The organism is Methanocalculus taiwanensis, assembly GCF_024372745.1.
Classification (GTDB): domain Archaea; phylum Halobacteriota; class Methanomicrobia; order Methanomicrobiales; family Methanocorpusculaceae; genus Methanocalculus; species Methanocalculus taiwanensis.
Genome location: NZ_VOTZ01000002.1, coordinates 29,633 through 55,706, shown reverse-complemented (window position 1 = coordinate 55,706; position 26,074 = coordinate 29,633). Strand labels below are relative to the sequence as shown.

The following is a 26,074-nucleotide window of genomic DNA, read 5'->3' as shown; positions in this document are numbered from 1 at the left end:
GCGCTAATTCTGCCTGAGCAAACACCCAAATATGCATAATATGTTCATATCGCTTTCTCTATAACTGTGTAACCGGCTCCAATAAGCATAAATATGAAGATAAACAGTGCGAGAAGAAATGCGTATCCCGGATCCATAACCGCAGGCAGTCCGATGAGAAGAACAAGGAATATAACAAGGCTTGTAATCCCTATGGCAATGTCCATGAGCCACTTTTGCATACAGATATTCTGGAAGGAAAGAGGTTTAATGCTTTTCTCACATTCATAAGCTCAACCATAGAATCTATCTCTTATCGGGCATATCCATACTGTATGATACCAGACGATCCCCTCGGGTTTCTAAAAGAGCATGTCAGATCCGAGACATTAATCGAGCATTGTGTAGCTACCGGTGCGATTATGCGTGCTGCTGCTCCCCACCTTGGTGGTGATCCCGATCTCTGGGAGACAATTGGAATCCTGCATGACATAGATTTTGAGGAGGTGTCCGGAGATATGAACCGGCATGGAATAGAAGGTGAAGCTATACTTCTTGCAGCAGGTGTCTCAGATGAGATCGCTGATGCTGTCAGAAAACATAATCATCATCTCTTCTCTGGCTATACAACACCTCTCGATTGCGCTCTTCAGGCAGCCGACAGCATATCCGGCCTTATCATCGCATGTGCGCTTGTAAAAGGCGGTGCTATTGGAGATGTTACGGTAAAAACCGTGAAAAAGAAGATGAAAGATAAGGGATTTGCAGCAGGATGTGACCGCGACAGGATACGGGCTATAGAGCCGATGATGGATCTCGATCTCTTCATTGTAGCGGGTATCGAGGGTGTTGCATCCATCTGGAGGCGATAAGAATATGACTGCAACAGATGAAAAGACTGAGATCCTTGATTCGCTCCGGTATGCAGTTTTGGAGCTTCAGGATAAAATGGATCCCCGTCTCATCCCCGAGGTTGGAAGCAATATTGTGTATGCCCGAAAAAGTGCCAAAACTCCACTGGATGTCGCAGCGGTTGAGGGGAGGATCGTATCACTCCGGGGTGCTGTCCATCCTGTTGGAGAATGTACATTTGGGGGAAGCGATCATGTGGCCCGGATCGTCCTGACAGCCATGAGGTTTGATCCCGAGATCCGATCTGCTGCAAATATCAGGTTTTCAGAAGATCTGGCCGCGCTTCTTGATATGTTGAGTTATAATATCTGCTGGTTTGACCGTGAGAAGGAACCCCCGGGCATACAAACGATGGATTGGGGGGTGGCATCCTGTTGTAGAGAGGAGGTGCCTGACATGATCCTCGATCGCGGGGCTATTGGAAAAGAGCCCATGATCAGAATCCTCGGGCCGGATCCGCTCTCGGTTGCAAACACAATCATTATGTTGTCATCGCGCATTACTAATATGGAAATTTGAGGACGATATAATGGGAATCAAACCAAATTACATCAAATCAATCGGAACAGGGCTTCTGGAAAAGCATGGCAATTACTTCTCTAATGAATTTGATGAGAATAAGCAGGCCGTATCAAACCTGACCACGATCGAGAGCAAGTGTGTTCGAAACCGTGTGGCGGGATACATTACCAGAAAAGTAAATACCAGAAGACGTAGATAAGCTACCGTATGATTCATGGAATAATACCCGCCATCATCACTCCTTTTCAAAGAACAGAAACGATGCCCGTTGATATCAACGGACTTCGTTCAAACATCGAATATCTCCTCTCTGAGGGAATCGATGGAATTGTCCCCTGTGGTTCGACCGGGGAGTCAGCAACATTAAATTTTGCGGAACATGAAGAGATCATCGAAGAGGTTGTCTCAGCCGTTGGTAGCAGGATCCCAGTCATCGCTGGAACCGGTTCGAATAACACTGAAGAAGCATTGACACTCACAAAAGCCGCAAAGAAAATTGGTGCGGATGCTGCCCTGGTGATCAGCCCCTATTACAACAAGCCAAACCGCGCAGGGCTGATCAAGCACTACACTCTTCTTGCGGATTGTGGGATTCCAATTATCGTATATAATGTGCCATCACGCACCGGACAGAACCTCACGCCCGACCTGATCGTTGAGCTTGCTCAGAACCCGGATATCATCGGTGTAAAAGAAGCAAGCGGAGATATCAGCCAGATATCCCAGATTATTGAGGCAACACGTGAGCTGGAGAGGGACATTCCCTTCTCAGTACTCTCCGGGGATGATAATATGACACTCCCAATCATCTCGCTTGGTGGAACAGGTGTTATCTCTGTTGCTGCAAATCTTGAGCCTTCCAGAATGGGGAGCCTCTATGATGCATGCAGGACCGGATCGTTTGTGAGGGCACAGCAGATCCATTATGAGCTCTCCCCGCTCTTCAGGGGGATGTTCATTGATACAAACCCGATTCCTGTGAAGAAAGGTGTTGAATTGAGGGGTGGAGCAGCAGGACCGCTCAGGCTGCCACTTACAGAGCTGGATTTGCAGAAAGAATCTGTATTGAAGGAGATTTTGAGTCATTATGATTAATGTTGCAATATGCGGGGCACTTGGCCGTATGGGTACAATCATCGGTAAGATGGTTGATGAAGATCAAAACCTCAATTTTATTGGCGGGATCGATGTCCGCTCAGGCGAAGTGCTTGGAAAGCCGGTTGTTGAGGCAGGTCAGATTAAACAGTATCTCACTGAGAACAAACCCGACTGCCTTATCGATTTTACAATAGCAAGTGCATCAGTAAACAATATTGAAGTGGCTGCATCTGCCGGGGTCGCACTTGTCGTTGGTACAACCGGTTTTTCCGAAGAGGAGGAGCAGCGGATCAGAAAGGCGACTGAGGGTATTGTACCAATTGTCAAGACGACGAATTTTAGTGTCGGTGTGAATATATTCTGGCAGCTGATCCGGCAGGCAGCAATACTCCTTCCCGATTATGACTGTGAAGTGATTGAGGCTCATCACAGGTACAAGAAAGATGCCCCAAGTGGAACTGCAAAAACCATCCTATCAATCCTCGATGAGGAGATGGGGGCACGCGAGAAATTATATGGCCGCGAGGGCATGACTGAGCGTGGAAATGAGATAGGCGTTCATGTTATCCGGGGCGGTGATATTGTCGGGGATCATTCAGTGCTCTTCTCCGGGAACTTTGAAACAATCGAACTTTCACACCGCGCATATGATCGTTCGGTTTTTGCACGCGGCGCGATCAGGGCGGCAAAATGGGTGCCGAACCAGCCCCCGGGCATGTACACGATGAAAGAGGTTCTCGGCCTCTGATCTACGTGCTGATATCGAAACCTATTTCTCATCATTTTTAACATTAAATAATGGAGGAATCCTATTGGTAGCCGTTATTGATAAGGAGAAATGTACAGGTTGTGAAACATGTGTTGATATCTGCCCTACAGCAGCGATCTCAATGGATGATGGAAAGGCTGTTGTCGATGCAGACACCTGCGTAGATTGTGAAACCTGTGTGGATGAATGCCCCTCTGAAGCCATTCACATGGAATAAGCCTTTTTTTCTTGAACAGATCGGGTTTGAGCCGGATTAAAACTCTAACCCTTATATATCTTCTAACCCTTACTTCTCAATAACCCATGATAAATGTTGGAGTGCTTGGTGCTACAGGTGCTGTCGGTCAGCGTTTCGTCCAGTTACTTGCGAATCATCCATGGTTTCAACTTACAACACTCACAGCGTCAGAACGGAGTGCTGGTAAGCCCTATGGACGAATCGTTAACTGGAGGCTGGATGCCCCGTTTCCGGAGGCTGTAGCAGATCGTATCGTCAGCCCTACAACTGTTGAGGCTGTGAAAGATCTGGATATCGTCTTCTCAGCGCTTCCTGCTGATATTGCAGGAACACTGGAGGCTGAGATTGCCGAGGCAGGCGTTATCGTCTGCAGCAATGCCTCCTCCCACAGGATGGATCCGGATGTACCTCTGCTGATTGCCGAGATCAATCCTGATCATATCGGCATGATTGAACTTCAGCATGACAGCGGACGTGATGGATGTATTGTAACAAATCCAAACTGTTCGACTATAATGCTCTCATCTTCACTTGTCCCCCTTCTCCCAAAACAGATTGAAAGCGTCACCGTTGCAACGCTCCAGGCGATATCCGGTGCAGGATTTGATGGAATTCCCGGAATGGCGATATGCGATAATGTCATTCCATATATTGGATCCGAAGAAGAGAAGATGGAGAGCGAGCCAAGGAAGATCCTGGGTTCATTTAATGGTGCTGAGATCGAGCAGGCGGACTTTTCGATTAGTGCGAGCTGTAACAGAGTACCGGTTATTGATGGCCATATGCTTTCTGTCTGGGTTAAGGCAGGGTGCGATCTCAATGAAGCAAAGAAGGCATATGCAGAGTGGAGAGCTCCATTCTCAGGGCTTCCAACCCAGCCTGAGGAGACCCTCCATATCTTTGAAGAGCCTGACCGCCCGCAGACACGCCTTGATCGGAACAGGGGTGGTGGCATGACCGTCTCAGTAGGCAGAATCCGGGAAGGTATCAGGTATACTGCTATGGGGCATAATACCATCAGGGGGGCTGCCGGCTCTTCAGTACTCAATGCCGAGCTGTTGAAAACAAAGGGATATATTTGAGGGATCATATGCAGACAGACAACACAGTATTCGTTGGAAACAAGCCGGTCATGAATTATGTACTGGCAGTGGTTACACAATTCAATAATGGCGCGGACATGGTAGCAATCAAGGCTCGCGGAAAGGCAATCTCGCGTGCAGTCGACACTGCTGAGATTTCTTTGAACCGTTTTCTTGAAGGTGTGGGAAAGAAAGATATCTGCACATCGACCGAGGAGATTGAGACTGACACAGGCAGAACAAATGTCTCAAGCATCGAAATCATCCTTACAAAAATATAATGATATCCTATTTTTTTCGCGGTATCCGACCAGAAACACTATAATTATATACGACAGATAATATCCAATGAAAACAGGCATAATCATTGCGTCTCTCCTTTTAATCGCCCTATGCTGTATGCCTGTTGCAGCTGAAGAGCCAGACAACCGTTATAGCTATATCAACTTCGAGTCAGTTAATATCACTCTCGATGGAACAAAGGCTGTTGTGACGGTGGATTACACAGTTGATACAGGAGTGCAGGTACTGGTTATGCTTCTTGGTAATCACGACCTCCGATACAAGATATTGCGCTCCATGAACTTTGAGGACGCGTCAATTCAATATGCAGACCTTAACCGGGCAATACTTCATGTCGATTCCGCTTCATTTGATTATGGAGACAGATCATACTGGTTCCCTCAGCACACATTCCTTGTAAGAATACCTGAAGTTACTATACAGACACCCCAGTCCGCCAGGAAATTTTACCTGCTTCAGCAGATGAATGATGGAATCGGGTATTTTGACACCCCGTCACAATTATAAGCATCTGCTTGAGATCTAAAACGGCTGAAGAGATAAAAATCCATTAACGTCAGATTTTCTCAAAGTCAATGAAACCATTCTCAGGATCGGTCTTCAGCAGGCGGACATTCACCTTCTGTCCAACCTTCAGCCTTCCTTCGTTCCGTACAATTCTTCCTTCAACAGGGGGATTGATGATCCTGGCATAGGTTCCTTTCTCTGAAGCGCCTGTCACCAGCCCGTTGAATGTCTCTCCTATCCTGTCCATGAGAAGGACGGCTCCAGCTGCTTTTCTCATGAAACGCTCGACCTTCTTTGCAGCCTTTTCAGATGCAGAGAGATTAGTGGCGATTCTTGTAAGTTCATCGTCTTCATAAGGAGGAGATTTCTTTTGAATTGCCGCCTTAATCAGCCTCTGGATGATGATATCGGCATATCGCCTGTTAGGCGCGGTTCCATGGGTGTAATCTGTTACAGCGAGAGCAAAATGTCCGACTGAATCATCTCCGGGTGCAATTGCCACATATTCGCCTGGTCCCATGAGTTTGACGACCGTCAGTGATAGATCAGGAAATGTCTCGGGATCTCTTCTCTTCTGATCGAGGAGGAAGGCAGCAAGAGCCTGCACATCTGGATCTGCCGGGAGTCTTGCGTGGCGTGCTGCTGCCTCTTCAACAATCCCGTCCCAGTTCTTTGGAGTTCTCACAATACGCTGTATCATCGGGAATGATGCATCCCTCAGGCAGGTCACCAGTGTCCTGTTTGCGGAAATCATGAACTCCTCAATGAGGGAGTGGGCAGGGCTCTCCTGTTGTACAACAAGACCTTTAACCATACCCTCCTCCATAATCGGGGATGCCTCAATTGTCTCAAGATCAAGGAATCCCTGCCTTGATCGTGCTTCTTTCATACGTTGTGCTGCTTCATGCTGAAGGAGGAGTTGTTCGGAGAGCCCGGGAATCTCCAGGTGTTCATAGGGGAAATCCCCCCCGGAATCAAGCCATTCCCCTACGGTCTCATAGACAAGTTTTGCTTTATTGCGGACGATTGAGGGATAGATATCACCGGGTTGAATGGATCCATTCTGAAGAACCATATATTCAATGACCATTGCCATCCTGTCACGATCCGGGTGGAGAGAGGAGATATCTTCAGAGAGCCGGACAGGGAGCATCGGGTAGGTGACGACCCCGGTGTAAATAGAGGTCCCATGTGTTGCTGCATACCGATCGGTTGCAGATCCCTTTGGCACACGGCAATCGACATCGGCAATAGCGATCTTTACCAGTATTCTGTTATCAGGTTTCTTTTCGCAGAACTGGATCTGATCGATATCCATGGTGTCATGGTTATCTATTGAGATCCAGAGGAGAGAACAAAGATCCCGTGCACTCCCCTTATATTGCGGGGATATGCCGTCTTGTATAGTATTTACTTCCCGGAGAACCGGCTCTGGAAATGTTGGCCTGAAGCCATACCGCTCCATTGCCTTGTCAGCGATCTTTTTTAGATCAGGAGGTTTCTGGAAATGCATAATAAGTGGTGTTAGCGTCGAACGTGATGAATATGTGGGCTGGTATCCGGTTTTAGTACACGATACGTTTATGAGCAGAGATGACCTTTTTTGATTAATATAGCCTTATTTATGGGAGGGAAATGTCTTTTGAGAAGATTGAAAGGAATAGGGGCGATCCTCATTATCCTTGGGATCATCGGTATCATCATCTCAGGGTACAGCCTGGCACTCGGCGTTGCATCTGATGCACGGAAAGCCCAGGAGGATGTCAGCTCAATCCTTAAACGCCACGAGATCTCCACGCGTTCGATGGGTGAGACGGTACAGGAAGCTGCTCCCTCATTTGAACAGATGGGGATATCGATTCGTGAAGCGGGAGTTCTTATGAACCTTGTACCGCTCGTCCAGGCAGGAGATCCGCTCATTGATGCTGGAGAGCGGATGTATCGGGTTGGTGTCGAGCTGAACGCAACAGGAGCCGATCTGATTGACACGGCTGATGATATGAAATCCCTTTCCCAGAATCTGAAGACGATGAGTGATGAGGTGATGTATATGATTTATATCGCTCTTTTGACATTGTTCCTGGTTTCGGTGATGGTGATCGTCGTTGGTTTTGGCTTTTGCGAGATTGAGACAGAGAGAAGAGAAGTACATCAACTCTATAGGGAGATTGATGAAATGAAGAGGATGAGATGAACGAAGCACTGGAGAACAGCATCTAATCTTTTCATCGGTTTAATCTGTGTTGAGGTACCGTAATTAATCAGGGACTCTTGTGGATTTTGACCGGCTGCTTATCAATTCCTTTCTCTATACAAAGGATGCATTCCTTGGAAAGCGGAGCAGGTGGATCCTCTTTATCATCTCAAAGTATCTCCTTTATCCGCTTTTTCTCGGCTATCTGGTTGAAATATACCGGGGGAAAATGCCATCTAAGTCAGATAATCCCTATGAATTCATCGAGAATGAGCCGGTCTTTGGCGCCCTCTTTTTTGACGGCCTGAAACTCTTCATAATCAAGCTGATCTATACGGTACCTATCGCCATAATTGCTGCACCCCTTCTAATAACGCTTATCTTTGGGGATGAAGATGCCCTTTCGACGATTGTATCCGGAACAGGCATTGTGCCTGAGGAGGTACTCTTTGCCTTTGGTTTTGTAACCGGGCTTGCTATCATCGTGTATACCTTCCTGATCGGGATCAATCTGCCAATAGCCCTCATCCGATTCTCACGTACCGGCCTGATGAGAGAGGCATTCAGGTTCTTTGATATCCAGAAGATAATCGGGGAGATCGGACGGTTGAATTATATCCTCGCCCTCTTCATCCTTGCAATCATTATCGGTTTGATTGAGTATCTGCTTCTTCAGGTGCCGGATATCGGGTGGGCTCTGTTGACCATCTTTACTCCTGTTCTGGCAGTCTTCTCAGCCCGGTACATAACGATGATTTATGAGACTCTCCTGGATAGTTCAGTCTGAAACAACCAGATAAGACTTCTGTTTAAGCGTTCCGGTACTGCATATCTGGATACAGAGGCCACAGCCATCGCAGAAATCAGTGTTAATTGTAATGCCATCATTTTTCAGTTCAAGCGCCTGGTATCCTCCATCACGGCAGGCGACGACGCAACGGCCGCACCGGATACAGGATCCGGGATTGCTGATAACCGGATGGATACGGATTTTACGATCTAGCGACTGGTGGCTGGTCAGCCTCTCCAGGCTCAGTCCCCTGAGTTCATCGGGAGAAGAATATTCTTTCCTTTCAAGATAACTGGCGAGTCCTTTCTTCATCCTCCTGACGATACCATAGCCATTCCACATGACAGCGGTACACACCTGAAGGGCTGAGGCACCAAGAAGAAGATATTCAACAGCATCCTGCCACCTGCTGATCCCGCCGATTCCCATGATTGGAAGAGGAACGGTTTTTGCGATCTGCGAAACCATTTTAAGGCCGATAGGCCTGATTGCCGGGCCTGAATACCCGCCATAGGTTGAATAACCATCTACATTTGGAAGAGGTTCAAAGGTCTCGATATCTAATCCAAACATGCAGCCAACCGTATTGATTGCGGATATGCCATCTGCTTTGCCAAGTGCAGCAGCGAGGGCGACAGGGCTTATATCTGTGATATTAGGGGTCAGTTTGACATAGACAGGAACATCTGCGACTTTTATCACCATCTGTGTAAGATCCTGAACCATACGGGGGTTCTGCCCTATGACTGAGCCGACACCCGCTTCAGGCATACCATGGGGGCAGGATACATTCAGTTCGATCGCATCGCATCCGGCATTCTGTACATCTTCTGCGAGATCCTGCCATGTGGCAGGATCAGGAGACCCCATGATGCTTGCGATCAGGATCTGATCGGGATATTCAGATTTGATAGCCCGGATCTCCTCTATCCAGTATGAGAGGCTGTGCTTGCTGAGCAGTTCGATATTTTCAAATCCGAAGAGTTCATTGCATTCGCCTTTCCAGGTAGTAAAACGGGGAGATACATCCCGAATCGGCATATCGTCGGGGGTGATCGTTTTGATGACAGCACCCCCCCATCCAGCCTTCAAACCGCGCCGGATCATCTTTCCAGTCGATGTCGGGGGGCCTGATGAGAGAATAAAGGGGTTCTCAAGGGTGAGGGAGCCGAGTGTTGTTTTCAGGAGCGGGGAGTCATACATGGTTACAATCACAGCAGGGGTTAGTTACCTTTCTTTATGAAAAGAACTTTCCGCTATTGTATTTCAATCCCTTGTGCTGAGAAGAGACCTTCGAGAATACATTCAGATGCTATCCTTATAACTGCGAATGTTTCAGTCCATTTTTGTGGTAACATCCATCTTCTCTGACTGCATATTGTGCATCAAGGGTTCAGGTTATGGCTGATATGCAGTTGATCCGGTGGTGTGTCGATTTTGGAATGGCAGTTCTGTTTTTTGTTACGTTTGTGACGGGGCTGTTCAAATGGACACTCCTGATGAGGACACTTGGTCTTACAGATCTGGTAATGCCAATTGCGTTGATGAGTGATATCCATGACTGGGGAGGTTTTCTTCTCGGGTTCATGGTTGCCCTGCACCTGTATATGAACCGGGCATGGATCTTCTCGACTACCAGAAAGATGCTTGCAGGAAAAAATGATGAATAGCTGTGATTTTTCGGCTCAGATTACCGGTTATAGAAACTTTCAGAGGTATCGGCACTATCTGAATACCCACGCTGCTCCCAGTATCCGCGGTAGGAGGGATCATCTGAAAGCTCAATTGTTTCGATCCATTTGATCCATTTATAGCCCCATTTGTCCTCGGCAACGAGCTGAAACGGGTATCCCCTCTCAGCAGGGAGCGTGACATTGTTCATCCGGTATGCCATCAGGATGTCCTTATCCATGATATATTCCAACGGAAGTGATGTGGTGTATCCGTCATCTGCCCGGAATATGACAGTATTTGCACGGGGGTCTGCTCCTGCGTCATTAATCAGATCCCTGACCAGAACGCCTTCCCAGAGGATGGTGGCGTCCCATCCTTCAACACAGTACAGCGTGACGACTTTTGAATAGTGCGGGTATTTGAGAAGGATCTCATCATATGTCAGGACAGTCTCTTCTGCAACAAGCCCTGTGATAATCAGCCGGTACCGGGAGATATCGACATATCTTGGTCCAAGAATTGAGTTCTCACGGAAGTCATTGACTGATGAGAGATCCAATCCCTGATATGATCTGATCTCAACGGCGGCAAGGGTTTGTGGATCGCTTCTGCCAGTTCTGCTATCTGCTCCAATGAGAGCGGGGAGAATGAGAATCCCGGCACACAGGAAAATCATAAGAGCGATGATCAGGATTCGTGGCGATGGTTTCTGCATGAGAGGGGTTGTGGGCGGAAGGGTTGATAAATTCATGTATGGGAACTGGCATCTGGCATGTTGTTATGGATAGAGTCCGGAGATAGTTCCTTTCTAATCCAGGGTATATCTGACAGACGTCGTCATGTATATTTTTGCCAAATTCAGAAAGTCTCATCACGTATTATATCCATCTGAAGGGTATGCCAGTGATCATGATGCCCGATGGCATCTCCCTCCGGTATGCAGTTCATGGGGATGGCTCTACTATAGTGTTTGTGCTTGGGTATGGGATGACCCTTGATGAGTGGCCGTCCCGGCTGGTATCGCACCTTGCGAGATCGCACAGGGTGATCCTCTACAACCACCGCGGAGTATCCGGTGAACGGAATCCGGCGATTGAGTTTACAATTCCCCAGGCAGCACGGGATCTTCATGAAATAATAACTCAGCTTTCAGGCGGGGAAAGGGAGAGAGAAGAGAGGGAGGAAGAAGAGAAAGAAGATGATGGAAAACAAGAGAGGCCTGTGCATCTCGTTGGATATTCGATGGGCGGGATGATCGCACTTGAATATGCCATTCTATATCCTGATTCAGTCGACCGCCTTGTGCTTTTGAATGCCGACTGCGGCGGAGTGTTGAGAGTTCCGGCCGAGGAATGGGTCACAGAAGAGATGGCAAAAGAGCTCTCAACTCCTGAAGCTTTTCTTGAGCGTGCCGGACGAATTCTCCTCACGGAATCATACCGCTGTGAACACCCCGATCCCCTGACATGGTTTGTGGATTATGGGGAAGTGGCTGACCCCCATGCAGTGAAGGAGCAGTTTGATGCGATGGCCCTGTGGGAAGGAGTCTGCCCGGAGCTTCATACGATCAGATCGAAGACCCTTATCATAACAGGCGATCAGGATATTGTCATCCCTCCGGAGAATGCCAAAATCCTGGCCGCAGCCATACCGGATGCCACGCTGCATATACTGAAAGGGCAGGCACACGGGATGATCTTCTGCGAGCCGATGAGGATTGCCGGGATGATCGAGGAATTTATTGAGTGAGTGGGGGGATGAGGAGGGATGGATGGGGATGGATGAAAATGAGTTGGGATGGTTAGAGATGAGCGGCCGAGATAGTGGGAACTCGCGAAAATATCTGATTATCATAGAGGAGTCTGAAACAAACTTCTCTGCATACTCCCCGGATCTCCCTGGTTGTATAGCAACGGGAAAAACCCGTCAAGAGGCAGAAGAACAGATGCGTGAGGCGATTGCGTTTCACCTTGAAGGGCTGGAGGAGGATGGTTGAAGGTTATTGATACTATTCTTCAACAATGCGACTGTAGGTACCACAATCCCTAAAGAGCGCTTCCTGTACCAGGAAGCGATCGGGATTTTCAAAAACACTTTAAATATCGTAAAAATAGAATTGAAACGATTTTAAGCATCATGCGAAAATTGAACCTGCGACTTCTTAGTGTGAATGGAAATTATCAAGATTTTCAAAAACGCCTTAATTATCTTAAAAATAGAAATGAAGCCCAAATTAAGCCTCGGGCGGGAATCGAACCCGCGACCTCTTCCTTACCAAGGAAGCGCGATACCGCTATGCCACCGAGGCGAACATATTCTGATTATATGTTAGCTGATATATGCTACCAGATTAATCTGCCCGCATTCCGGAGATCTGAGCCCGTGAATCCGGCAGCAACCTCCAAATTCATGAAAAGTTGCATTATATCGTAAGCCAGCGCTGTTTTAATACCTTCCGGAATGAATCCCATAGTACGAAGAAATCCGGCACTCATCTTTATATATTCATTGAGTATTCTTCTGGCCTTCGCACGCACGAGAGCCAGACATCATCCAATAATTAGTTAATACGTATGAAGAGAGCGATTGGCATGGCAACCGCTCACAGCCCAAGCGCCCGCACGCTCTCCATCACTCCTTCAAGCGTCTCCACCTCAATAACCGGGGTAACCCTCTCCCTTATAATCGCCGCCATTACCGGTGGAAACGAGATGGTGCCGATCCCAACAGCCCCGTGCGAATCAGTTGTCCCATCATTGTCATGGACATGGATATGATCGAAGGGGTGGATGAGAAACTCGGGCAGGCAGCCATTCAGGTGTGCATGGCCAATATCGAGGGTGAAGCCTGCCCCGTCGATGAGCGGGAGCTCATCCGGCCTCCTGAGGAAGAAATAATCCCAGTTTCCCATATTCTCTATAGTCAGCCGGACGCCACGATCGTCTGCAAGCGAGCATAGCTCGGCTATGGATTTCAGCATCTGCCGCTCAGCCATCTCCCGCTCCTCTACCCAGGTAAAATAACCGGGATGGACGATCACCGGGGCATTAACCTCAGCGGCAATTGCAAAGCATTCGTCTGTTACCTGGACACTCGCCTTTCTGATCGGCTCAAGAAGGGAGGCGATATTCACTCCGCGTGATGGCGCATGAATCGAATACGAGAAGGAATAGGAGAGAAGTATCTCAGGAGTATCAATGTAATGAAGGCCATCATCCATCACCTCAACAGAACCGGAGATTGAAGCAAGCTTCTCAAGGGCTGTTCCGAGCGGCTCACGATGAAGGCAATAGGTTGAGACTGCAAACATACACTCAATCGGCAGGATCAGACGATAAAAGATCTGATCCGAATCATGAGCCCCACATCGTGTTTCAGATGAACATACCGCCGCCAATACCAGAGCTCCACCCGCTAAAAAGACGTATCCCTCATCAGAACATACAGATCAAAGAAGATGGAATACAAATATCTCTTCGGCCCGGTCCGCTCCCGCCGCCTCGGGAGATCGCTCGGCATCGACCTCGTCCCCGGCAATATCTGTTCTTTTAACTGCGTTTACTGTGAGTGCGGGAAAACAACCTGCCTCACAGAGAAACGGGGTGAGTATGCACCCGTGGGCAGAATCCAGCAGGAACTCGATCACTACCTCAGAAGAAAGAGAGATATCGATCATATCACCCTCGGCGGAACCGGTGAGCCTACCCTCCACTCGGGAATCAGCACCATCCTTGAGTATCTCCGAAAACACCATCCTGAATACAAAAGGGCTGTTCTCACAAACAGCACCCTCCTCTCAGACCCGGAAGTCAGGAAGGAGATCCACACAGCCGACCTCATCCTCCCCTCCCTTGATGCGGTCAGCGATTCCCAACTCAGAATGATTAACCGGCCAATCACCGGCATCACCACAGAACAGATGATCGAGGGGCTGGTCAAACTCAGAACAGAATTTAAAGGAGAGATCTGGCTTGAGATATTCTTCATTGCGGGCATAAATACAACAGAAGGGGAACTCCACCTCCTGCGGGATGCAGCAGTCCGGATCAACCCCGATCAAATTCATATCAATTCGCTCAGCCGCCCCGGAGCAGAACCCTGGGTATCCCCTCTCACAGAAGATGAGAAGAAGAGGATACTGTATTTCTTCACCGAAGAGTTTGCAAATACCACAATCATCTGAAGCAGAGCTGATCAGATTCCAACCCTGCCTTGATCATATAACCTTTTCTGGCTGGCAGGATACACTATTAGTAGAGAATTGATATGGCGGTTGGAAAGGATATCATCAAAGCAATACACGAGGAGATCAGATCAAACCTCAGGATCATGCATGTCTGCGGCACGCATGAAGCAGCAATCGCAAAACACGGAATACGCAGTGTCCTCCCCAAAGAATTAAAGATTGTTATGGGGCCCGGCTGCCCCGTCTGCATCACGCCTGCCGGCGAGATCGACTGTGCAATGGATCTTGCAGCAGAAGGAAAGATCATCACCACCTATGGTGACCTCCTCCGGGTCCCGGGATCAAAAGGCTCCCTCGAATCAGCAGACGGCGACATCCGGATCGTCCAGGGCATTCACAAGGCAGTTGAAATCGCAAAGAACACCGACAAAGAGGTTGTCTTCATCTCTGTTGGTTTTGAGACAACAGTTCCAACCGTTGCAGCAACCATCCTCCAGAACCCGCCTGAAAATTTCAGCATCCTCTCCTGCCACCGTGTCGTCCCCCCGGCGATGCAGTGGCTCCTTGATCAGGGGGAAGCAGACCTCAATGGTTTCATCCTGCCGGGCCATGTCTGCGCTGTGATGGGATATGATGAATACGAGCAGTTCCCGGTCCCTCAGGTTGTTGCAGGTTTTGAAGCAGAAGATCTCCTGCTTGGCCTGTATATGCTCATAAAACAGATCAACAATGGTGAAGCAACGGTGGAGAATGCCTACCCAAGGGCTGTCACCAGAGAAGGAAACACCAAGGCAAAAGCCCTTATGTATGACGTATTTACCCCCTGCGACATCGAATGGCGGGGCTTCCCGGTCATCCCCGGCTCAGGCCTTGAATTAAAACGGGAATTTGAAAAGTACGATGCGCTCAAGAGATTCAATAAGACAATTCCTCACATAGAGAAGCGCTCAGCCTGCATCTGCGATCAGCTCCTCCGCGGCCTTGCCGAACCAACCGACTGTCCGCTCTTTGGAACTGCATGCACACCCCGCTCCCCGGTTGGCCCATGTATGGTTTCACATGAAGGTGCCTGTAAAATCTGGCACCAGTATCACAGATAACGATATCCTTATCTGTTTTTACACAGATCTATCTAGACGCAAATCCCACAATCGGGCTCTTGCAGCAATTGTCTCGGTAGGGTAGTGGACATCCTAGAAGCCTCCGGAGCTTTTGACCCGGGTTCAAGTCCCGGCCGGGACGTCGTTTTTTTCATCAGATAAAAAAATACGATGGCAATGTTCTACAGCCATCATTTTAAACGATCAGATCGTAAATTTATCCTATATGGCGTTTGACCTGTACGATCTTGTAAATAAATATCCCCCGCAGCAGATGATGGCGATTCCACTAGCCATCTTTGTTATCGGGCTCATGATAATTGGGGTCAATTTCATGTTTACCGGTGCTCCTGTTAGTCTTGGGATCGATTTTGCCGGGGGAACCGCGGTAACGATAATTACTGATGATACACCTGAACAACTTGAGAGCTATTTTGCAAGCTACCCTCTGATCAGCATCGGGGAAGGATTGAACCGCGGGAACTATCTCCGATTCGGGCCTATGTCGGATGACCAGTTCCGATTGCTCTCACAGGATATCGGAGCCCGTTATCCTGATGCAAAAGTGGATCAGATCGGCGAATCATTCGGTGAGACACTCCAGCAGCAGGCACTTTTTGCCCTCCTCATCTCATTTATCGGGATGTCAGTCATCGTCTTTATTGCCTTTAGAACTGTTATTCCATCCATTGCAGTCGTCTTTGCCGCATTCGCCGACATTCTCATCACTGCGGCTATCATGGACATAATCGGCCTACCCCTTTCACTTGGGACAACAGCCGCACTCCTGATGCTCATCGGCTACTCGGTGGATAGCGACATCCTGCTCACAACACGCATCCTGAAGAGGCAGGGGAAGCTGGAAGATAAACTGTCGAATGCATTCAGGACAGGGTTCATCATGACAACCACTACCCTCTCTGCGGTTCTGGCGCTCCTTATCGTCTCATGGATCGGCGGAATCGAGATAATCCTGCAGATCGCAACCGTTCTCTTAATCGGGCTGATTGTTGACCTGATAAATACCTGGATGTTCAATGCAGGTCTGCTCAAATGGTATGTTCAGAGTGGAAGAGCTGCAAAAGAGGTGAGAAGATGAGGAAAGGAAGTGAGAAGATGAGAAAGGATGAAACCCATCCTTTGATGAAAGACTGGCGTATTCTTGTGTTAATAGCTGCAGTTATCCTCTCAGTCGTCTCAATTTATCTCCTTCCACCTGCCTTTGACAAAGGCATCCAGGGCAATGTCCAGCTTGGACTTGACCTTGAAGGCGGTTCATGGATACAGCTCGAATACAAAGCTGAACTTGTCACCTTTGAGACCACAGGCTCTGTTGAGGAACTCCTCATCGGGCTCTCTGAAGATCTGGATGCCGAGGTTTCGCTCGTTGATACAAACACCATCGAAATACGGAAACCATTCACCCGGGAAGAGCTGGAACAGGCATTCGCACAATATGGCGCAACAATCACCAGATATGAGATCGGCGTCGGAACTGAAACTGCAGAGACAGTCAAGCGTATTCTGGAAGAGAAGATCAACCGCCTTGGCACACGCGATGCCAAGGTGAACACCCTCACCACATTCGGTGGCGCCTCACGGTACATCCGCGTGGAGCTTGCCGGTGTTGACATGACCACGGCACAGGAGATTGTCGGACAACAGGGGAGGTTCGATATCAGGATACAGACCACCGGGAATGAGACAGAGCATGTCCTCTATGGTGATGCCATCACAAGTGTCGGCAACCCGGCACAGCATCCAATCGGGAGCAATAACTGGGGTGTCCCTTTCACCATCAGCGATGATGGCGCACGTGCATTACGGGAATCTGCCATCAGGACCGGTGCAACAGACAGGCCCACGGATCATGAACTGATGATGCTCCTCGACGATGAGGTCGTGTACAGTGCACCGCTATCCGCCGATCTTGCAGCACGGCTGAAGGTTGAGGAGGTCAGAAACCTTGTCGCTTCAACAGGTGTCGGGGATGATGCTCTGAACAGGGCGATGATCCTGGAGATTCACCTACGTGCAGGCGCACTCCCTGTAGATGTCACAATCGCCGGATCAGGATCGGTCTCAGCAGCCCTTGGAGAACATTTCAAGACGATGAGCATCATCGCAGGCATCATCGCCCTCCTCACTGTGGGACTGGTTGTCTACTACCGGTACCGTGAGCCAAGTATCGTTATTCCGATGCTCCTGATTAATACCTCCGAGATCATCATCCTCCTTGGAATAGCACGATACTTCACCCAGCTCGACCTCGCAGCAATAGCAGGTCTAATCGCCGTCCTCGGTACAAGCATCGATCAGCTAGTCGTCATCACCGATGAAGTGCTGCATGAAGGAAAAGTGCCTTCGCCAAATGTCTATCTGAAGCGGCTTTCAAGGGCGCTTGGGATTATCGTCGTTGCTGCTTCGACCATGATCATTGCCATGCTCCCACTTGCCGTGATGGATCTCTCATCACTTCGTGGATTTGCAATTATCACCATACTCGGGGTATTGATTGGCGTTGTGATCACACGGCCGGCATATGGAAAGATCATCATGGCGATCCTCTCCCGATAACCCTTTTTTGATCGCGCATAAAAATAAACGGCTTTTATATGCCGTTTATACAAAATACTCTCTATTTTTCATATATCAATAAGAATGGGATAAGAATCGTATTTTCAATAAAAGAATCTGCCCTCACTGTTAATAATAATAGAAACAGAATGATTATGGTCATTCATGAAGGCGGTTTTGGGGCTTGAAGACGGAACCTTTTTTGTAGGAGATGGTTTTGGTGCTGAAGGGGAAAGCACAGGAGAACTGGTCTTTACCACGCAGATGGCCGGATATATGGAGGCGCTGACCGATCCCAGCTACGCGGGACAGCTCCTCATGTTCACATATCCGCTCATCGGCAATTATGGTGTTGACTTCAAAAACTTTCAGAACCCTCTCGTCCATGCACGTGGATGCATCACCCATGAGGTATGCAGATCACCCAAACATAACCCCTCTCTCATTACATTTTTTGAAGATCGAGGGTTGCATGGATTATCAGGTATCGACACACGGATGTTGACGATCAACACTCGTCTTCATGGAACACTCAGGTCAGCACTCATTGTCGGCGACGATAATGGGGAGTATGCAGTTGAGAAGGCCAGAAATGCGCCGCAGATCTCTGAGATGGATCTCATTCAATCAGTCACATGCACAGATCCCTATCATGTCCGTGGACGGGGAAAAAGGATCGCAATCCTGGATCTTGGAGTGAAGAAGAATATTGTCGTCAGCCTCCGGCGGCGGGATGCAGATGTATATATCTTCCCCTATACTGCTACACGGGAGGAGATTGATGCCTGCAGGCCCCAGGCACTCTTTATCAGCAACGGGCCGGGTGATCCCAAAAGGGCAACCAATGCAATTGACACGGTCAAATCATATATCGGGGAGATCCCAATCTTCGGCATCTGCATGGGCAACCAGATCCTTGCGCTTGCACTCGGAGGAGAGACCCACAAGCTGAAATTCGGGCACAGGGGATCAAATCAGCCGGTCCGATGCAGTGATGGATCAATATCCATCACAACACAGAATCATGGGTATGTAGTGGATGGCGACTCACTCCCGGAGGGGTGCGAAGTGAGCTACACAAATGTCAATGACAACACCCTTGAAGGGTTCATTGACCGCCATTTAAACATCTTCTGCGTACAGTTCCATCCGGAAGCCCATGGCGGCCCTCACGATACGGAAAAACCAATCTTTGATATGATCTACAGGAGCATTCCGGATGCCTAAATTACCTCATATTCACAAAGTGCTGCTGATCGGATCAGGCCCTATCCAGATCGGTCAGGCAGCTGAGTTCGATTTTTCTGGAACACAGGCATGCAGGGCACTTCGGGAAGAAGGGCTCTCGGTTGTCCTGGTCAACTCCAATCCTGCAACAATTCAGACAGATCCGGAGACAGCGGATGTCGTCTATGTAGAACCATTGAAAGCTGATATTATAGCAAAGATCATCCAGAAGGAGAAGCCTGACGGAATATTAAGCGGTCTTGGCGGACAGACAGGGTTGAACCTTACCGCCGAGCTTGCAGAGATTGGGGCACTTGAAGGTGTTGAGATCCTCGGAACCCCGCTCGATGCCATTTACATGGGTGAAGACCGGGAGAAGTTCCGCGACCTCATGAACCGGATCAACGAGCCTGTGCCAAAATCGATGATCCTGACAGATCTCAGCCAGATAGATGAAGCGCTCAACGTTGTGGGGCTCCCTGCCATCATCCGTCCTGCCTATACGCTTGGTGGCTCTGGCGGGGGCGTTGCAACCAATGAAGAGGAACTTCGACGGATCGTTGAGATGGGGTTATCCCGTTCCAGAATACGGCAGGTACTTGTTGAAGAGAGTGTCAAAGGATGGAATGAGATCGAATTTGAGGTGATGCGCGATGCCGCAGATACCTGCATCATCATCTGTGGTATGGAGAATGTCGATCCGATGGGCGTCCATACCGGAGAGAGCGTTGTTGTCGCACCCATCCTGACACTCCGTGACGATGAGTACCAGATGCTCAGGACAGCGTCGATCAAGATCATCAGGGCCCTTGGGGTACAGGGCGGCTGTAATGTCCAGTTTGCCTTTAAAGATGGAGATTATCGGGTTATCGAGGTAAATCCCCGGGTATCGCGTTCATCTGCCCTCGCATCCAAGGCAACCGGTTACCCGATCGCACGTGTAACCGCAAAGATTGCAATCGGCATGAGGCTGGATGAGATCATAAATACCGTCACAGGATGTACGCCTGCATCATTTGAGCCATCGATCGATTATGTGGTAGTCAAGGTTCCGCGCTGGCCATTTGATAAATTCAAGACCGCAGACCGATCACTCACAACAGCAATGAAGAGCACCGGGGAGGTTATGGCAATAGGGCGCACACTTGAGGAGAGCTTTAAAAAAGCACTCCGTTCGATTGATACCGATATCATTTCACACACCAACCCCGACGAGATCCGCATGATCCTCCAACGCCCGACCGATGAGCGGTTCGCGGCACTCTTCGATGCATTCAGGATCGGCCTCTCAATTGATGAGATACACGCACTCACCGCAATTGAACCCTTCTTCCTTGAAAAGATCAGGCATATTGTTCAGATTGAACAGTCCCTCACTCCTGTATCAACGGACAAAGAATTACAGCAGGCCAAAATCTATGGCTTTTCAAATACCGAGCTCTCAGGATTCACCGGAAAAACTATCCCTGAGATTGAGGCAATATGCGGGGATCCTACCTATAAGATGGTCGATACATGTGCAGCGGAATTCCCGGCAAGCACCCCATATTATTATTCTACATGGGAGACCGGATGTGAACTCACACGGAATGATACGAAGAAAATCCTGATCCTTGGTTCAGGCCCTATCAGGATTGGGCAGGGGATAGAGTTTGATTATTGTACAGTCCATGCCATTGTAGCACTCCGGGAACGCGGTGTTGAAGTGCATGTCGTCAATAACAATCCTGAAACTGTATCAACAGATTTCGACACCTCTGACCGGCTCTTCTTTGAGCCGATGCAGCTTGAGGATGTGATGAACATTCTCAGGAAAGATAACTATTTTGGTGTGATGGTTCAGTTTGGCGGGCAGAACTCAGTTAACCTCACCATTCCAATTCATGAGGAGATCAAACGGCTGGGCCTTTCCACCCGCATACTTGGAACCAGCCCTGATGCAATGGATATTGCAGAAGATCGTGACCGGTTCAGTATCCTCCTTGAGAAGCTACAGATCCCAAGCCCGGCAAATGGATCTGCCTATTCTGAAGAGGAGGCGTTTTCTATCGCAAACAGGATCGGCTATCCGGTTCTGGTACGCCCCTCATATGTCCTTGGAGGACGGGCAATGGAGCTTGTGCATGATGATATCGAGCTGAAAACCTACATCAAGGAGGCGGTGCGTGTCAGCAGGCAGCATCCTGTTTTAATTGACCGATTCCTCCAGGATGCCGTCGAACTCGATGTTGATGCAGTCTGTGATGGAAACGATGTGCTTATCGGCGGGATAATGGAGCATATCGAAGAGGCAGGCGTTCATTCCGGAGATTCGGCCTGTGTCATTCCGACACAGTCGCTCGATACAGAAACAATTGCCACAGTCAGGGAATACACACGGAAACTCGCCCTTGGCCTTGGAGTAGTCGGTCTCATCAATATTCAGTATGCGATACAGAATAACAAGATCTATGTTCTTGAAGCCAATCCGCGTGCAAGCAGAACGGTACCATTCGTCTCAAAGGCAACCGGCATTCCACTTGCCAAGATCGCTGCACGAATCATGCTCGGGGAAACGATAAATGAGATCGGGATTGCAGAACGAGAAATCCGTCATGTGGCAGTAAAAGAGGTTCTTCTCCCCTTCAATAAACTTCCGGGCGTTGATGCGGTACTTGGCCCGGAGATGAAGAGTACCGGAGAGGTAATGGGGATTGATTATGACTTTGGCCGTGCCTTCTTCAAAGCAAGCCTTGCTGCAGAGAATACACTTCCCCTCCAGGGCCGGGTCTTCATCTCTGTTAATGATGACCAGAAGGAGGTCAGTATACCAATTGCACAAAAGCTACAGGATCTCGGGCTTGAACTCTACGGCACTTCAGGCACAGTCCAGTTCCTCACTCAGGCCGGCATCAGAATGAACCTTGTCCGGAAAGTGCAGGAAGGATCGCCAAATGCCATTGATATGATGCGGAGAGGTGAGATCCAGCTGATCATCAATACCCCTTCAGATAAAAGTTCACGCCAGGATCATTATCAGATCATGCGTATTGCTGTTGATTATGGGATTCCCTACATCACAACTATACCCGCAGCCGATGCTGCAGCAATGGCAATTGAGGCATATAAAAAGAATGAAACAACCATTGAACCGCTTGGATTCTATCTTCGATAGAAAGGGCAAATCTGCCTACATTCTTTTTTCTATCAGCTTGAAAATGTCTCACTCACCCGCTCTTTCGGGGTGATGCCGGGTCCGCTTAGTATACATTCAATCTCAGCCACCGAATTTCGTGGTATCTGCACGGTACCTTCGATAAAGCGGGTCTCGCCTTCCGGGATTGCCGGAACTGGTACAGGGTAGCTGAATATCCATGACGTATCAGTCCTGTGTGCCGGACGAGCGGTCATCGCAACGTTGAGATCTCGGGCAATCCCGGTTCCGGTGCTTGTAATTGTACAATAGATCTGGTAATAGGCATATAGCTGGTCATAATGTATCAGGCGGGCATTGAAACGTAGATCGGCATCAGGGGTTCTGATAGGATTAAGTATAGCAGCACCCTCGATAGGCCGCATTGGGTGGTAATTAACATCGTAGAGGCTTTGTACGAAGACACTCCTGAACTGAGCGGGGAGTGTCCCGATCGGATAACCCGGGATATTTGATTCGATATATACATAGCTGCTCTTGATAACATCCGGCCTGTTCTGATAATAATCGCGGATATTGTTATCCTCATCCAGATAATTTCCTTTTAGAATAGTATTCGCATCCTTCTGATACACATAGACCAGATTATTTGCTTTATCCGCTTCAGTCAATGGGAGGAGAACTGCATAATGGCGCGGTGTCTCAAAGAGTGATGCCTGATAATTCAGAAGATTGAGGAGTGAAGCAAGTAAAATGGTTGTATCCTGGCTGTCACCACCGCCATCATAGAGAGTCTGCAATGGATACTTTGGATAATCATCATAATCCCTCACCGCCCCCCAGTGGTTATTGGGAAGAGATTGTACAAATGAGATGATGAGATCGCGCCTCTGGTTTTCATTCAGTTTCCGTGACGCTGCAAGTGAGATAAAATCTTCAATAATCAGATGGAGTTCTGCTCTTCCCCGATCTGACATGACATAATCTTCCGGACCCGGCTTATCACGAGGCAAAATGGCAAAATAGTTATATCGGCTTGCCGGAATCTGGATTGTCCAGGTATAGTATGAACCTCCTGAATACCAGCGATACGTCTCGGCGGTATCACGGGTTTTTAGCTGGATAGATTCCTTCGGACTATAAGGAGGAGTTTCATCATCAACCGGCAGCTGGCTGACAACCCAGGTGGGCTGGCCAGGGGGTTGTGTCACATAACCTGGAGTGCCAGGAGTTTCGTAGTATATATCCGTTGGGATTACACCATTTTCCTCCGATTTCATTTGCCAGGGAAGTGATGGCTGCTGTACGACAAGACTGATGATCAGAACCACTGCTATGCCAGCAATAACGATAACAATCTCATCCTTGAGCATACAGGTATTCTGATGCTAAAGGTAAATGAGTTGCGATTAAGATAGTGATCGAAAGATGGTCAGTAAAGATTATATTTAGGTTGCCTGAATCGCTGAAGAGAGTTCGTTTCTGAGTACTGGCAACTCCTGGTATATCTTCATGATCGCAGCCCGCGTCCTCAGAAGTTCTGTCTGCTCTTTGGTAGACAATATCCCATCAGGGATCTCATCAAGGCTGTAGGCGGCAGAAAGGGCATTCCTCTCCATCGTTGTTATAACATTTCCAGCTTCGTCAAGCTCCTGCCTCCACCCGATATAGTTAAATGAATCATAATGCTGGGCTGCCCTCTTCAGATGTGCGGTATAGGATTGGTAATCACGACCAATGATTGAGCTGGCTGATCGGAGAGCATCTGTCCAGATGCGGTATGCAGCATACCGTGCCATCATCTCCTCATTCTCTTCCGGGATCTCCTCCATTTCATAAAAGATCTGATCGATCAGGAAGAGTTCATCTTCCAGAGTGTAAGTACTTGTCTGTCCCCCAATAATGCTGAGCTCCTCAAGTGCGTCATTTGCCAGAGTTACATGCTTTTGTATCTCATCGAGCGGCGTTGTACCGAAAGTGCACCCTGAGACAAGTACTGCTGCAAGCGTCAATAGAAGAATTGCTCCAATCTTGTGAGTGGCTACAGTCATTTGATTAGTAGTAGTGATCGAATGTAAAGAAAGCTTTTGTGGCAGAACAGTATGCCTGCCGGGGTTCCGAAGAAGAAGGCTCATTGCTTTTGAAAGATTACTATACTGGAAAGGATCAATGTGTTACCATGTCAGAGAAAACTGTAGTATTATCCTTTTCCGGGGGTCTTGACACGTCCATCTGCGTTCCTTTGTTAAAGGAGCGGTATGGATATGATCGTGTCGTTACCGTCGCAGTAGATGTCGGCCAACCGGAAGATGAAGTGAAGATGGCAACAGACAAAGGCGAGCTGATTGCTGATCGCCACTATACCATCGATGCAACTGAAAAGTTTGTTAAGAACCATATTTTCCCGGCAATCAAGGCAAATGGCTCTTATGAAGGCTATCCGATGGGAACATCCCTTGCACGCCCACTGATTGCCGAGGAGACGGTGGCGATTGCCAGGAAAGAAGGGGCGCTTGCTGTCGCCCATGGCTGCACAGGGAAAGGAAACGATCAGCTCAGGTTTGATTTCATCTTCAGGCTGCATGGATATGAGATCATTGCCCCGATGCGGGAGATGAACCTCACCCGTGAATGGGAGATTGACTATGCCAAAGAGCATAATATCCCGGTACCTGTTGTGAAAGATAAGCCATGGAGTATTGATGAGAATATCTGGAGCCGGAGCATCGAAGGAGGACGGCTTGAAGATCCGGCATACCATCCCCCGGATGAAATCTACCATTGGACAACAAATCCCCGTGATGCCCCCGATACTCCTGAGGCGATCACAATTGAGTTTGCAGAAGGAGTGCCGGTTGCAATCAACGGCGAAGCAATGGACGGCATATCTCTTATCAGGAAAATGAACGTGATCGCTGGCAGGCATGGGATCGGCAGGAACGACATGGTGGAAGACCGTATCCTCGGCCTGAAAGCACGGGAGAACTATGAGCATCCGGCAGCCACTGTGATTTTAGCAGCACACAAGGATCTCGAACGCCTCTGTCTGACGCGGCAGGAACTTGCATTTAAGGTCTCAGTCGATGAGAAATGGTCGGAACTTGCATATATGGGCCTTGTCCACGAGCCACTCTATCACGCACTGAATGCCTTTATTGACACAACCCAGATTCGTGTGAATGGGATTGTCGATCTTGAACTTTTCAAAGGCAATATCCGTATACTCGGGCGTTCATCTCCAGATGCGATCTACTCTGATGATCTCGTCTCATTTGACAGTACAACCCTTGATCAGGCACATGCTGTGGGATACTCGGTCTTCTTCGGCCTTCAGGCACGAATGATCCCAAAAAAATAGGTTACTGTTTAAGTGCTCCGGCATTCGGTCCCGGGGCACAGTCATAAATCTCAGTAACAGTGAGGATAAGAAGGGACTTTCCAGAGAGGTTGGGCTTGTTTTCATGAAGCATCGCCCGCATCTTCTCTACATTTTCCCCACTCTTTTCGACTATGACATCACATTTGAGCTGAGTGCATCCACCGATCTCACGGCTCCAGACATAAAGAGCAGCATGAGGATTCTCAAGGACATTCTGAAGCGTTTTCTTCATGAAATTATCGCCAATCCAGATTGTCTTCTCATCAATAATCCAGACGCTTCCCATAGGTGCGACATTTGGAATACCATCCTTTGATGCGGTAGCCAGGGGAAGGATGCCCACGGCAGCAATTGCCTCTTTGAGTTTCTCATCAATAATTGCCATAATTGATAACTCCGTTCTG

29 protein-coding genes and 2 tRNA genes are annotated in these 26,074 nt (G+C 48.6%); 22 read left to right on the top strand and 9 right to left on the bottom strand.

Features of this window, described 5'->3' with window-relative positions; translation table 11 throughout:
- Positions 1 to 44: 44 nt before the first annotated feature.
- Complete coding sequence (locus tag FTO68_RS01140) at positions 45 to 221, bottom strand: hypothetical protein (protein ID WP_255331520.1); 177 nt, start codon at positions 219 to 221, stop codon at positions 45 to 47.
- Positions 222 to 314: 93 nt separating this feature from the next.
- On the opposite strand from FTO68_RS01140, the gene FTO68_RS01135 reads away from it, so the two are divergent.
- From FTO68_RS01135 to FTO68_RS01095, 9 genes are all read left to right on the top strand, one after another.
- Positions 315 to 851: an HD domain-containing protein gene (locus FTO68_RS01135; protein WP_255331519.1), complete on the top strand. Its 537-nt coding sequence runs from the start codon at positions 315 to 317 to the stop codon at positions 849 to 851.
- Between the two features lie 4 nt (positions 852 to 855).
- Positions 856 to 1,410 carry a thiamine-phosphate synthase family protein gene (locus FTO68_RS01130; RefSeq protein ID WP_255331518.1) on the top strand — a complete coding sequence of 185 codons (555 nt, stop codon included), beginning with the start codon at positions 856 to 858 and terminating at the stop codon, positions 1,408 to 1,410.
- 10 nt (positions 1,411 to 1,420) lie between these two features.
- Positions 1,421 to 1,612, top strand: a complete 192-nt coding sequence (locus FTO68_RS01125) for a 30S ribosomal protein S17e (RefSeq protein WP_255331517.1) — start codon at positions 1,421 to 1,423, stop codon at positions 1,610 to 1,612.
- A gap of 8 nt (positions 1,613 to 1,620) precedes the next feature.
- The gene (dapA, locus tag FTO68_RS01120; RefSeq protein WP_255331516.1) at positions 1,621 to 2,508 is read left to right on the top strand and encodes a 4-hydroxy-tetrahydrodipicolinate synthase; all 888 of its coding nucleotides are present in this window, start codon (positions 1,621 to 1,623) and stop codon (positions 2,506 to 2,508) included.
- Positions 2,501 to 3,259: a 4-hydroxy-tetrahydrodipicolinate reductase gene (gene dapB, locus FTO68_RS01115; RefSeq protein ID WP_255331515.1), complete on the top strand. Its 759-nt coding sequence runs from the start codon at positions 2,501 to 2,503 to the stop codon at positions 3,257 to 3,259. Before dapA ends, dapB begins: the two co-directional genes overlap by 8 nt.
- 64 nt (positions 3,260 to 3,323) lie before the next feature.
- Positions 3,324 to 3,497: a 4Fe-4S binding protein gene (locus FTO68_RS01110; RefSeq protein WP_255331514.1), complete on the top strand. Its 174-nt coding sequence runs from the start codon at positions 3,324 to 3,326 to the stop codon at positions 3,495 to 3,497.
- A gap of 86 nt (positions 3,498 to 3,583) precedes the next feature.
- Entirely contained in the window at positions 3,584 to 4,600 is a 1,017-nt protein-coding gene (gene asd / locus FTO68_RS01105; protein WP_255331513.1) for an aspartate-semialdehyde dehydrogenase, read from the top strand.
- 8 nt (positions 4,601 to 4,608) lie between these two features.
- Positions 4,609 to 4,881, top strand: a complete 273-nt coding sequence (albA, locus tag FTO68_RS01100; protein WP_255331512.1) for a DNA-binding protein Alba — start codon at positions 4,609 to 4,611, stop codon at positions 4,879 to 4,881.
- Between the two features lie 67 nt (positions 4,882 to 4,948).
- Positions 4,949 to 5,410, top strand: a complete 462-nt coding sequence (locus tag FTO68_RS01095) for a hypothetical protein (protein WP_255331511.1) — start codon at positions 4,949 to 4,951, stop codon at positions 5,408 to 5,410.
- Between the two features lie 49 nt (positions 5,411 to 5,459).
- On the opposite strand, the gene FTO68_RS01090 is transcribed toward FTO68_RS01095, so the two are convergent.
- A complete protein-coding gene (locus tag FTO68_RS01090; protein ID WP_255331510.1) occupies positions 5,460 to 6,923 on the bottom strand; it encodes an RNB domain-containing ribonuclease in 1,464 nt (487 codons plus the stop codon).
- A 138-nt stretch (positions 6,924 to 7,061) separates the two neighbouring features.
- Here FTO68_RS01090 and FTO68_RS01085 point away from each other — a divergent pair, with 138 nt between their 5' ends.
- Positions 7,062 to 7,604, top strand: coding sequence for a hypothetical protein (locus tag FTO68_RS01085; RefSeq protein WP_255331509.1), 543 nt, complete (start codon positions 7,062 to 7,064; stop codon positions 7,602 to 7,604).
- Between the two features lie 79 nt (positions 7,605 to 7,683).
- A complete protein-coding gene (locus FTO68_RS01080; protein WP_255331508.1) occupies positions 7,684 to 8,391 on the top strand; it encodes a DUF4013 domain-containing protein in 708 nt (235 codons plus the stop codon).
- On the opposite strand, the gene preA is transcribed toward FTO68_RS01080, so the two are convergent.
- Positions 8,383 to 9,609: an NAD-dependent dihydropyrimidine dehydrogenase subunit PreA gene (gene preA, locus FTO68_RS01075; RefSeq protein ID WP_255331507.1), complete on the bottom strand. Its 1,227-nt coding sequence runs from the start codon at positions 9,607 to 9,609 to the stop codon at positions 8,383 to 8,385. The genes FTO68_RS01080 and preA overlap by 9 nt on opposite strands.
- Positions 9,610 to 9,794: 185 nt before the next feature.
- Here preA and FTO68_RS01070 point away from each other — a divergent pair, with 185 nt between their 5' ends.
- On the top strand, positions 9,795 to 10,064 hold the full coding sequence (locus FTO68_RS01070) for a DUF4405 domain-containing protein (protein ID WP_255331506.1): 270 nt from the start codon (positions 9,795 to 9,797) through the stop codon (positions 10,062 to 10,064).
- A 20-nt stretch (positions 10,065 to 10,084) separates the two neighbouring features.
- Here FTO68_RS01070 and FTO68_RS01065 read toward each other — a convergent pair whose 3' ends face one another.
- The gene (locus tag FTO68_RS01065) at positions 10,085 to 10,783 is read right to left on the bottom strand and encodes a molybdopterin-dependent oxidoreductase (protein ID WP_255331505.1); all 699 of its coding nucleotides are present in this window, start codon (positions 10,781 to 10,783) and stop codon (positions 10,085 to 10,087) included.
- Between the two features lie 182 nt (positions 10,784 to 10,965).
- Between FTO68_RS01065 and FTO68_RS01060 the strand changes: the two genes are divergently transcribed.
- Together FTO68_RS01060 and FTO68_RS01055 are read left to right on the top strand one after the other, a co-directional pair.
- Positions 10,966 to 11,817, top strand: a complete 852-nt coding sequence (locus FTO68_RS01060; RefSeq protein WP_255331504.1) for an alpha/beta fold hydrolase — start codon at positions 10,966 to 10,968, stop codon at positions 11,815 to 11,817.
- 58 nt (positions 11,818 to 11,875) lie between these two features.
- Positions 11,876 to 12,064: a type II toxin-antitoxin system HicB family antitoxin gene (locus FTO68_RS01055; protein WP_255331503.1), complete on the top strand. Its 189-nt coding sequence runs from the start codon at positions 11,876 to 11,878 to the stop codon at positions 12,062 to 12,064.
- A 240-nt stretch (positions 12,065 to 12,304) separates the two neighbouring features.
- Here FTO68_RS01055 and FTO68_RS01050 read toward each other — a convergent pair.
- Together FTO68_RS01050 and FTO68_RS01045 are read right to left on the bottom strand one after the other, a co-directional pair.
- Positions 12,305 to 12,376: transfer RNA gene (locus tag FTO68_RS01050), tRNA-Thr, on the bottom strand.
- Positions 12,377 to 12,670: 294 nt separating this feature from the next.
- A complete protein-coding gene (locus FTO68_RS01045) occupies positions 12,671 to 13,378 on the bottom strand; it encodes a sugar phosphate isomerase/epimerase family protein (protein ID WP_255331502.1) in 708 nt (235 codons plus the stop codon).
- Between the two features lie 147 nt (positions 13,379 to 13,525).
- Here FTO68_RS01045 and FTO68_RS01040 point away from each other — a divergent pair, with 147 nt between their 5' ends.
- The 7 genes from FTO68_RS01040 to carB all read left to right on the top strand — a co-directional run bounded on the left by FTO68_RS01040 (position 13,526) and on the right by carB (position 22,312).
- Positions 13,526 to 14,251, top strand: coding sequence for a radical SAM protein (locus FTO68_RS01040; RefSeq protein ID WP_255331501.1), 726 nt, complete (start codon positions 13,526 to 13,528; stop codon positions 14,249 to 14,251).
- Between the two features lie 83 nt (positions 14,252 to 14,334).
- Entirely contained in the window at positions 14,335 to 15,354 is a 1,020-nt protein-coding gene (gene hypD / locus FTO68_RS01035; RefSeq protein ID WP_255331500.1) for a hydrogenase formation protein HypD, read from the top strand.
- A 70-nt stretch (positions 15,355 to 15,424) separates the two neighbouring features.
- Positions 15,425 to 15,496: transfer RNA gene (locus tag FTO68_RS01030), tRNA-Arg, on the top strand.
- An 84-nt stretch (positions 15,497 to 15,580) separates the two neighbouring features.
- Positions 15,581 to 16,453 carry a protein translocase subunit SecF gene (locus FTO68_RS01025; RefSeq protein ID WP_255331499.1) on the top strand — a complete coding sequence of 291 codons (873 nt, stop codon included), beginning with the start codon at positions 15,581 to 15,583 and terminating at the stop codon, positions 16,451 to 16,453.
- Positions 16,454 to 16,470: 17 nt separating this feature from the next.
- Positions 16,471 to 17,931, top strand: a complete 1,461-nt coding sequence (locus FTO68_RS01020; protein ID WP_438362292.1) for a preprotein translocase subunit SecD — start codon at positions 16,471 to 16,473, stop codon at positions 17,929 to 17,931.
- A gap of 165 nt (positions 17,932 to 18,096) precedes the next feature.
- Positions 18,097 to 19,158 carry a glutamine-hydrolyzing carbamoyl-phosphate synthase small subunit gene (gene carA / locus FTO68_RS01015; protein ID WP_255331497.1) on the top strand — a complete coding sequence of 354 codons (1,062 nt, stop codon included), beginning with the start codon at positions 18,097 to 18,099 and terminating at the stop codon, positions 19,156 to 19,158.
- Positions 19,151 to 22,312 (top strand): carbamoyl-phosphate synthase large subunit, encoded by a 3,162-nt coding sequence (carB, locus tag FTO68_RS01010; RefSeq protein ID WP_255331496.1) that lies wholly within the window; start codon positions 19,151 to 19,153, stop codon positions 22,310 to 22,312. The genes carA and carB overlap by 8 nt, the downstream gene beginning before the upstream one ends.
- A 32-nt stretch (positions 22,313 to 22,344) precedes the next feature.
- Here carB and FTO68_RS01005 read toward each other — a convergent pair whose 3' ends face one another.
- Positions 22,345 to 23,664, bottom strand: a complete 1,320-nt coding sequence (locus FTO68_RS01005; protein WP_255331495.1) for a hypothetical protein — start codon at positions 23,662 to 23,664, stop codon at positions 22,345 to 22,347.
- A gap of 75 nt (positions 23,665 to 23,739) precedes the next feature.
- Positions 23,740 to 24,342, bottom strand: coding sequence for a hypothetical protein (locus FTO68_RS01000; protein ID WP_255331494.1), 603 nt, complete (start codon positions 24,340 to 24,342; stop codon positions 23,740 to 23,742).
- 128 nt (positions 24,343 to 24,470) lie between these two features.
- Between FTO68_RS01000 and FTO68_RS00995 the strand changes: the two genes are divergently transcribed.
- Positions 24,471 to 25,649 carry an argininosuccinate synthase gene (locus tag FTO68_RS00995; protein WP_255331493.1) on the top strand — a complete coding sequence of 393 codons (1,179 nt, stop codon included), beginning with the start codon at positions 24,471 to 24,473 and terminating at the stop codon, positions 25,647 to 25,649.
- 1 nt (position 25,650) lies between these two features.
- On the opposite strand, the gene FTO68_RS00990 is transcribed toward FTO68_RS00995, so the two are convergent.
- On the bottom strand, positions 25,651 to 26,055 hold the full coding sequence (locus tag FTO68_RS00990; protein WP_255331492.1) for a pyridoxamine 5'-phosphate oxidase family protein: 405 nt from the start codon (positions 26,053 to 26,055) through the stop codon (positions 25,651 to 25,653).
- Between the last annotated feature and the right edge of the window lie 19 nt (positions 26,056 to 26,074).

Bases quoted from the DNA above. Each gene is read 5' to 3' on its own strand.
- FTO68_RS01140 (WP_255331520.1), bottom strand. From the start codon at position 221: ATGCAAAAGTGGCTCATGGACATTGCCATAGGGATTACAAGCCTTGTT.
- FTO68_RS01135 (WP_255331519.1), top strand. From the start codon at position 315: ATGATACCAGACGATCCCCTCGGGTTTCTAAAAGAGCATGTCAGATCC.
- FTO68_RS01130 (WP_255331518.1), top strand. From the start codon at position 856: ATGACTGCAACAGATGAAAAGACTGAGATCCTTGATTCGCTCCGGTAT.
- FTO68_RS01125 (WP_255331517.1), top strand. From the start codon at position 1,421: ATGGGAATCAAACCAAATTACATCAAATCAATCGGAACAGGGCTTCTG.
- dapA (WP_255331516.1), top strand. From the start codon at position 1,621: ATGATTCATGGAATAATACCCGCCATCATCACTCCTTTTCAAAGAACA.
- dapB (WP_255331515.1), top strand. From the start codon at position 2,501: ATGATTAATGTTGCAATATGCGGGGCACTTGGCCGTATGGGTACAATC.
- asd (WP_255331513.1), top strand. From the start codon at position 3,584: ATGATAAATGTTGGAGTGCTTGGTGCTACAGGTGCTGTCGGTCAGCGT.
- albA (WP_255331512.1), top strand. From the start codon at position 4,609: ATGCAGACAGACAACACAGTATTCGTTGGAAACAAGCCGGTCATGAAT.
- FTO68_RS01095 (WP_255331511.1), top strand. From the start codon at position 4,949: ATGAAAACAGGCATAATCATTGCGTCTCTCCTTTTAATCGCCCTATGC.
- FTO68_RS01090 (WP_255331510.1), bottom strand. From the start codon at position 6,923: ATGCATTTCCAGAAACCTCCTGATCTAAAAAAGATCGCTGACAAGGCA.
- FTO68_RS01070 (WP_255331506.1), top strand. From the start codon at position 9,795: ATGGCTGATATGCAGTTGATCCGGTGGTGTGTCGATTTTGGAATGGCA.
- FTO68_RS01065 (WP_255331505.1), bottom strand. From the start codon at position 10,783: ATGCAGAAACCATCGCCACGAATCCTGATCATCGCTCTTATGATTTTC.
- FTO68_RS01060 (WP_255331504.1), top strand. From the start codon at position 10,966: ATGCCAGTGATCATGATGCCCGATGGCATCTCCCTCCGGTATGCAGTT.
- FTO68_RS01055 (WP_255331503.1), top strand. From the start codon at position 11,876: ATGAGCGGCCGAGATAGTGGGAACTCGCGAAAATATCTGATTATCATA.
- FTO68_RS01045 (WP_255331502.1), bottom strand. From the start codon at position 13,378: ATGTTTGCAGTCTCAACCTATTGCCTTCATCGTGAGCCGCTCGGAACA.
- FTO68_RS01040 (WP_255331501.1), top strand. From the start codon at position 13,526: ATGGAATACAAATATCTCTTCGGCCCGGTCCGCTCCCGCCGCCTCGGG.
- hypD (WP_255331500.1), top strand. From the start codon at position 14,335: ATGGCGGTTGGAAAGGATATCATCAAAGCAATACACGAGGAGATCAGA.
- FTO68_RS01025 (WP_255331499.1), top strand. From the start codon at position 15,581: ATGGCGTTTGACCTGTACGATCTTGTAAATAAATATCCCCCGCAGCAG.
- FTO68_RS01020 (WP_438362292.1), top strand. From the start codon at position 16,471: ATGAGAAAGGATGAAACCCATCCTTTGATGAAAGACTGGCGTATTCTT.
- carA (WP_255331497.1), top strand. From the start codon at position 18,097: ATGAAGGCGGTTTTGGGGCTTGAAGACGGAACCTTTTTTGTAGGAGAT.
- carB (WP_255331496.1), top strand. From the start codon at position 19,151: ATGCCTAAATTACCTCATATTCACAAAGTGCTGCTGATCGGATCAGGC.
- FTO68_RS01005 (WP_255331495.1), bottom strand. From the start codon at position 23,664: ATGCTCAAGGATGAGATTGTTATCGTTATTGCTGGCATAGCAGTGGTT.
- FTO68_RS01000 (WP_255331494.1), bottom strand. From the start codon at position 24,342: ATGACTGTAGCCACTCACAAGATTGGAGCAATTCTTCTATTGACGCTT.
- FTO68_RS00995 (WP_255331493.1), top strand. From the start codon at position 24,471: ATGTCAGAGAAAACTGTAGTATTATCCTTTTCCGGGGGTCTTGACACG.
- FTO68_RS00990 (WP_255331492.1), bottom strand. From the start codon at position 26,055: ATGGCAATTATTGATGAGAAACTCAAAGAGGCAATTGCTGCCGTGGGC.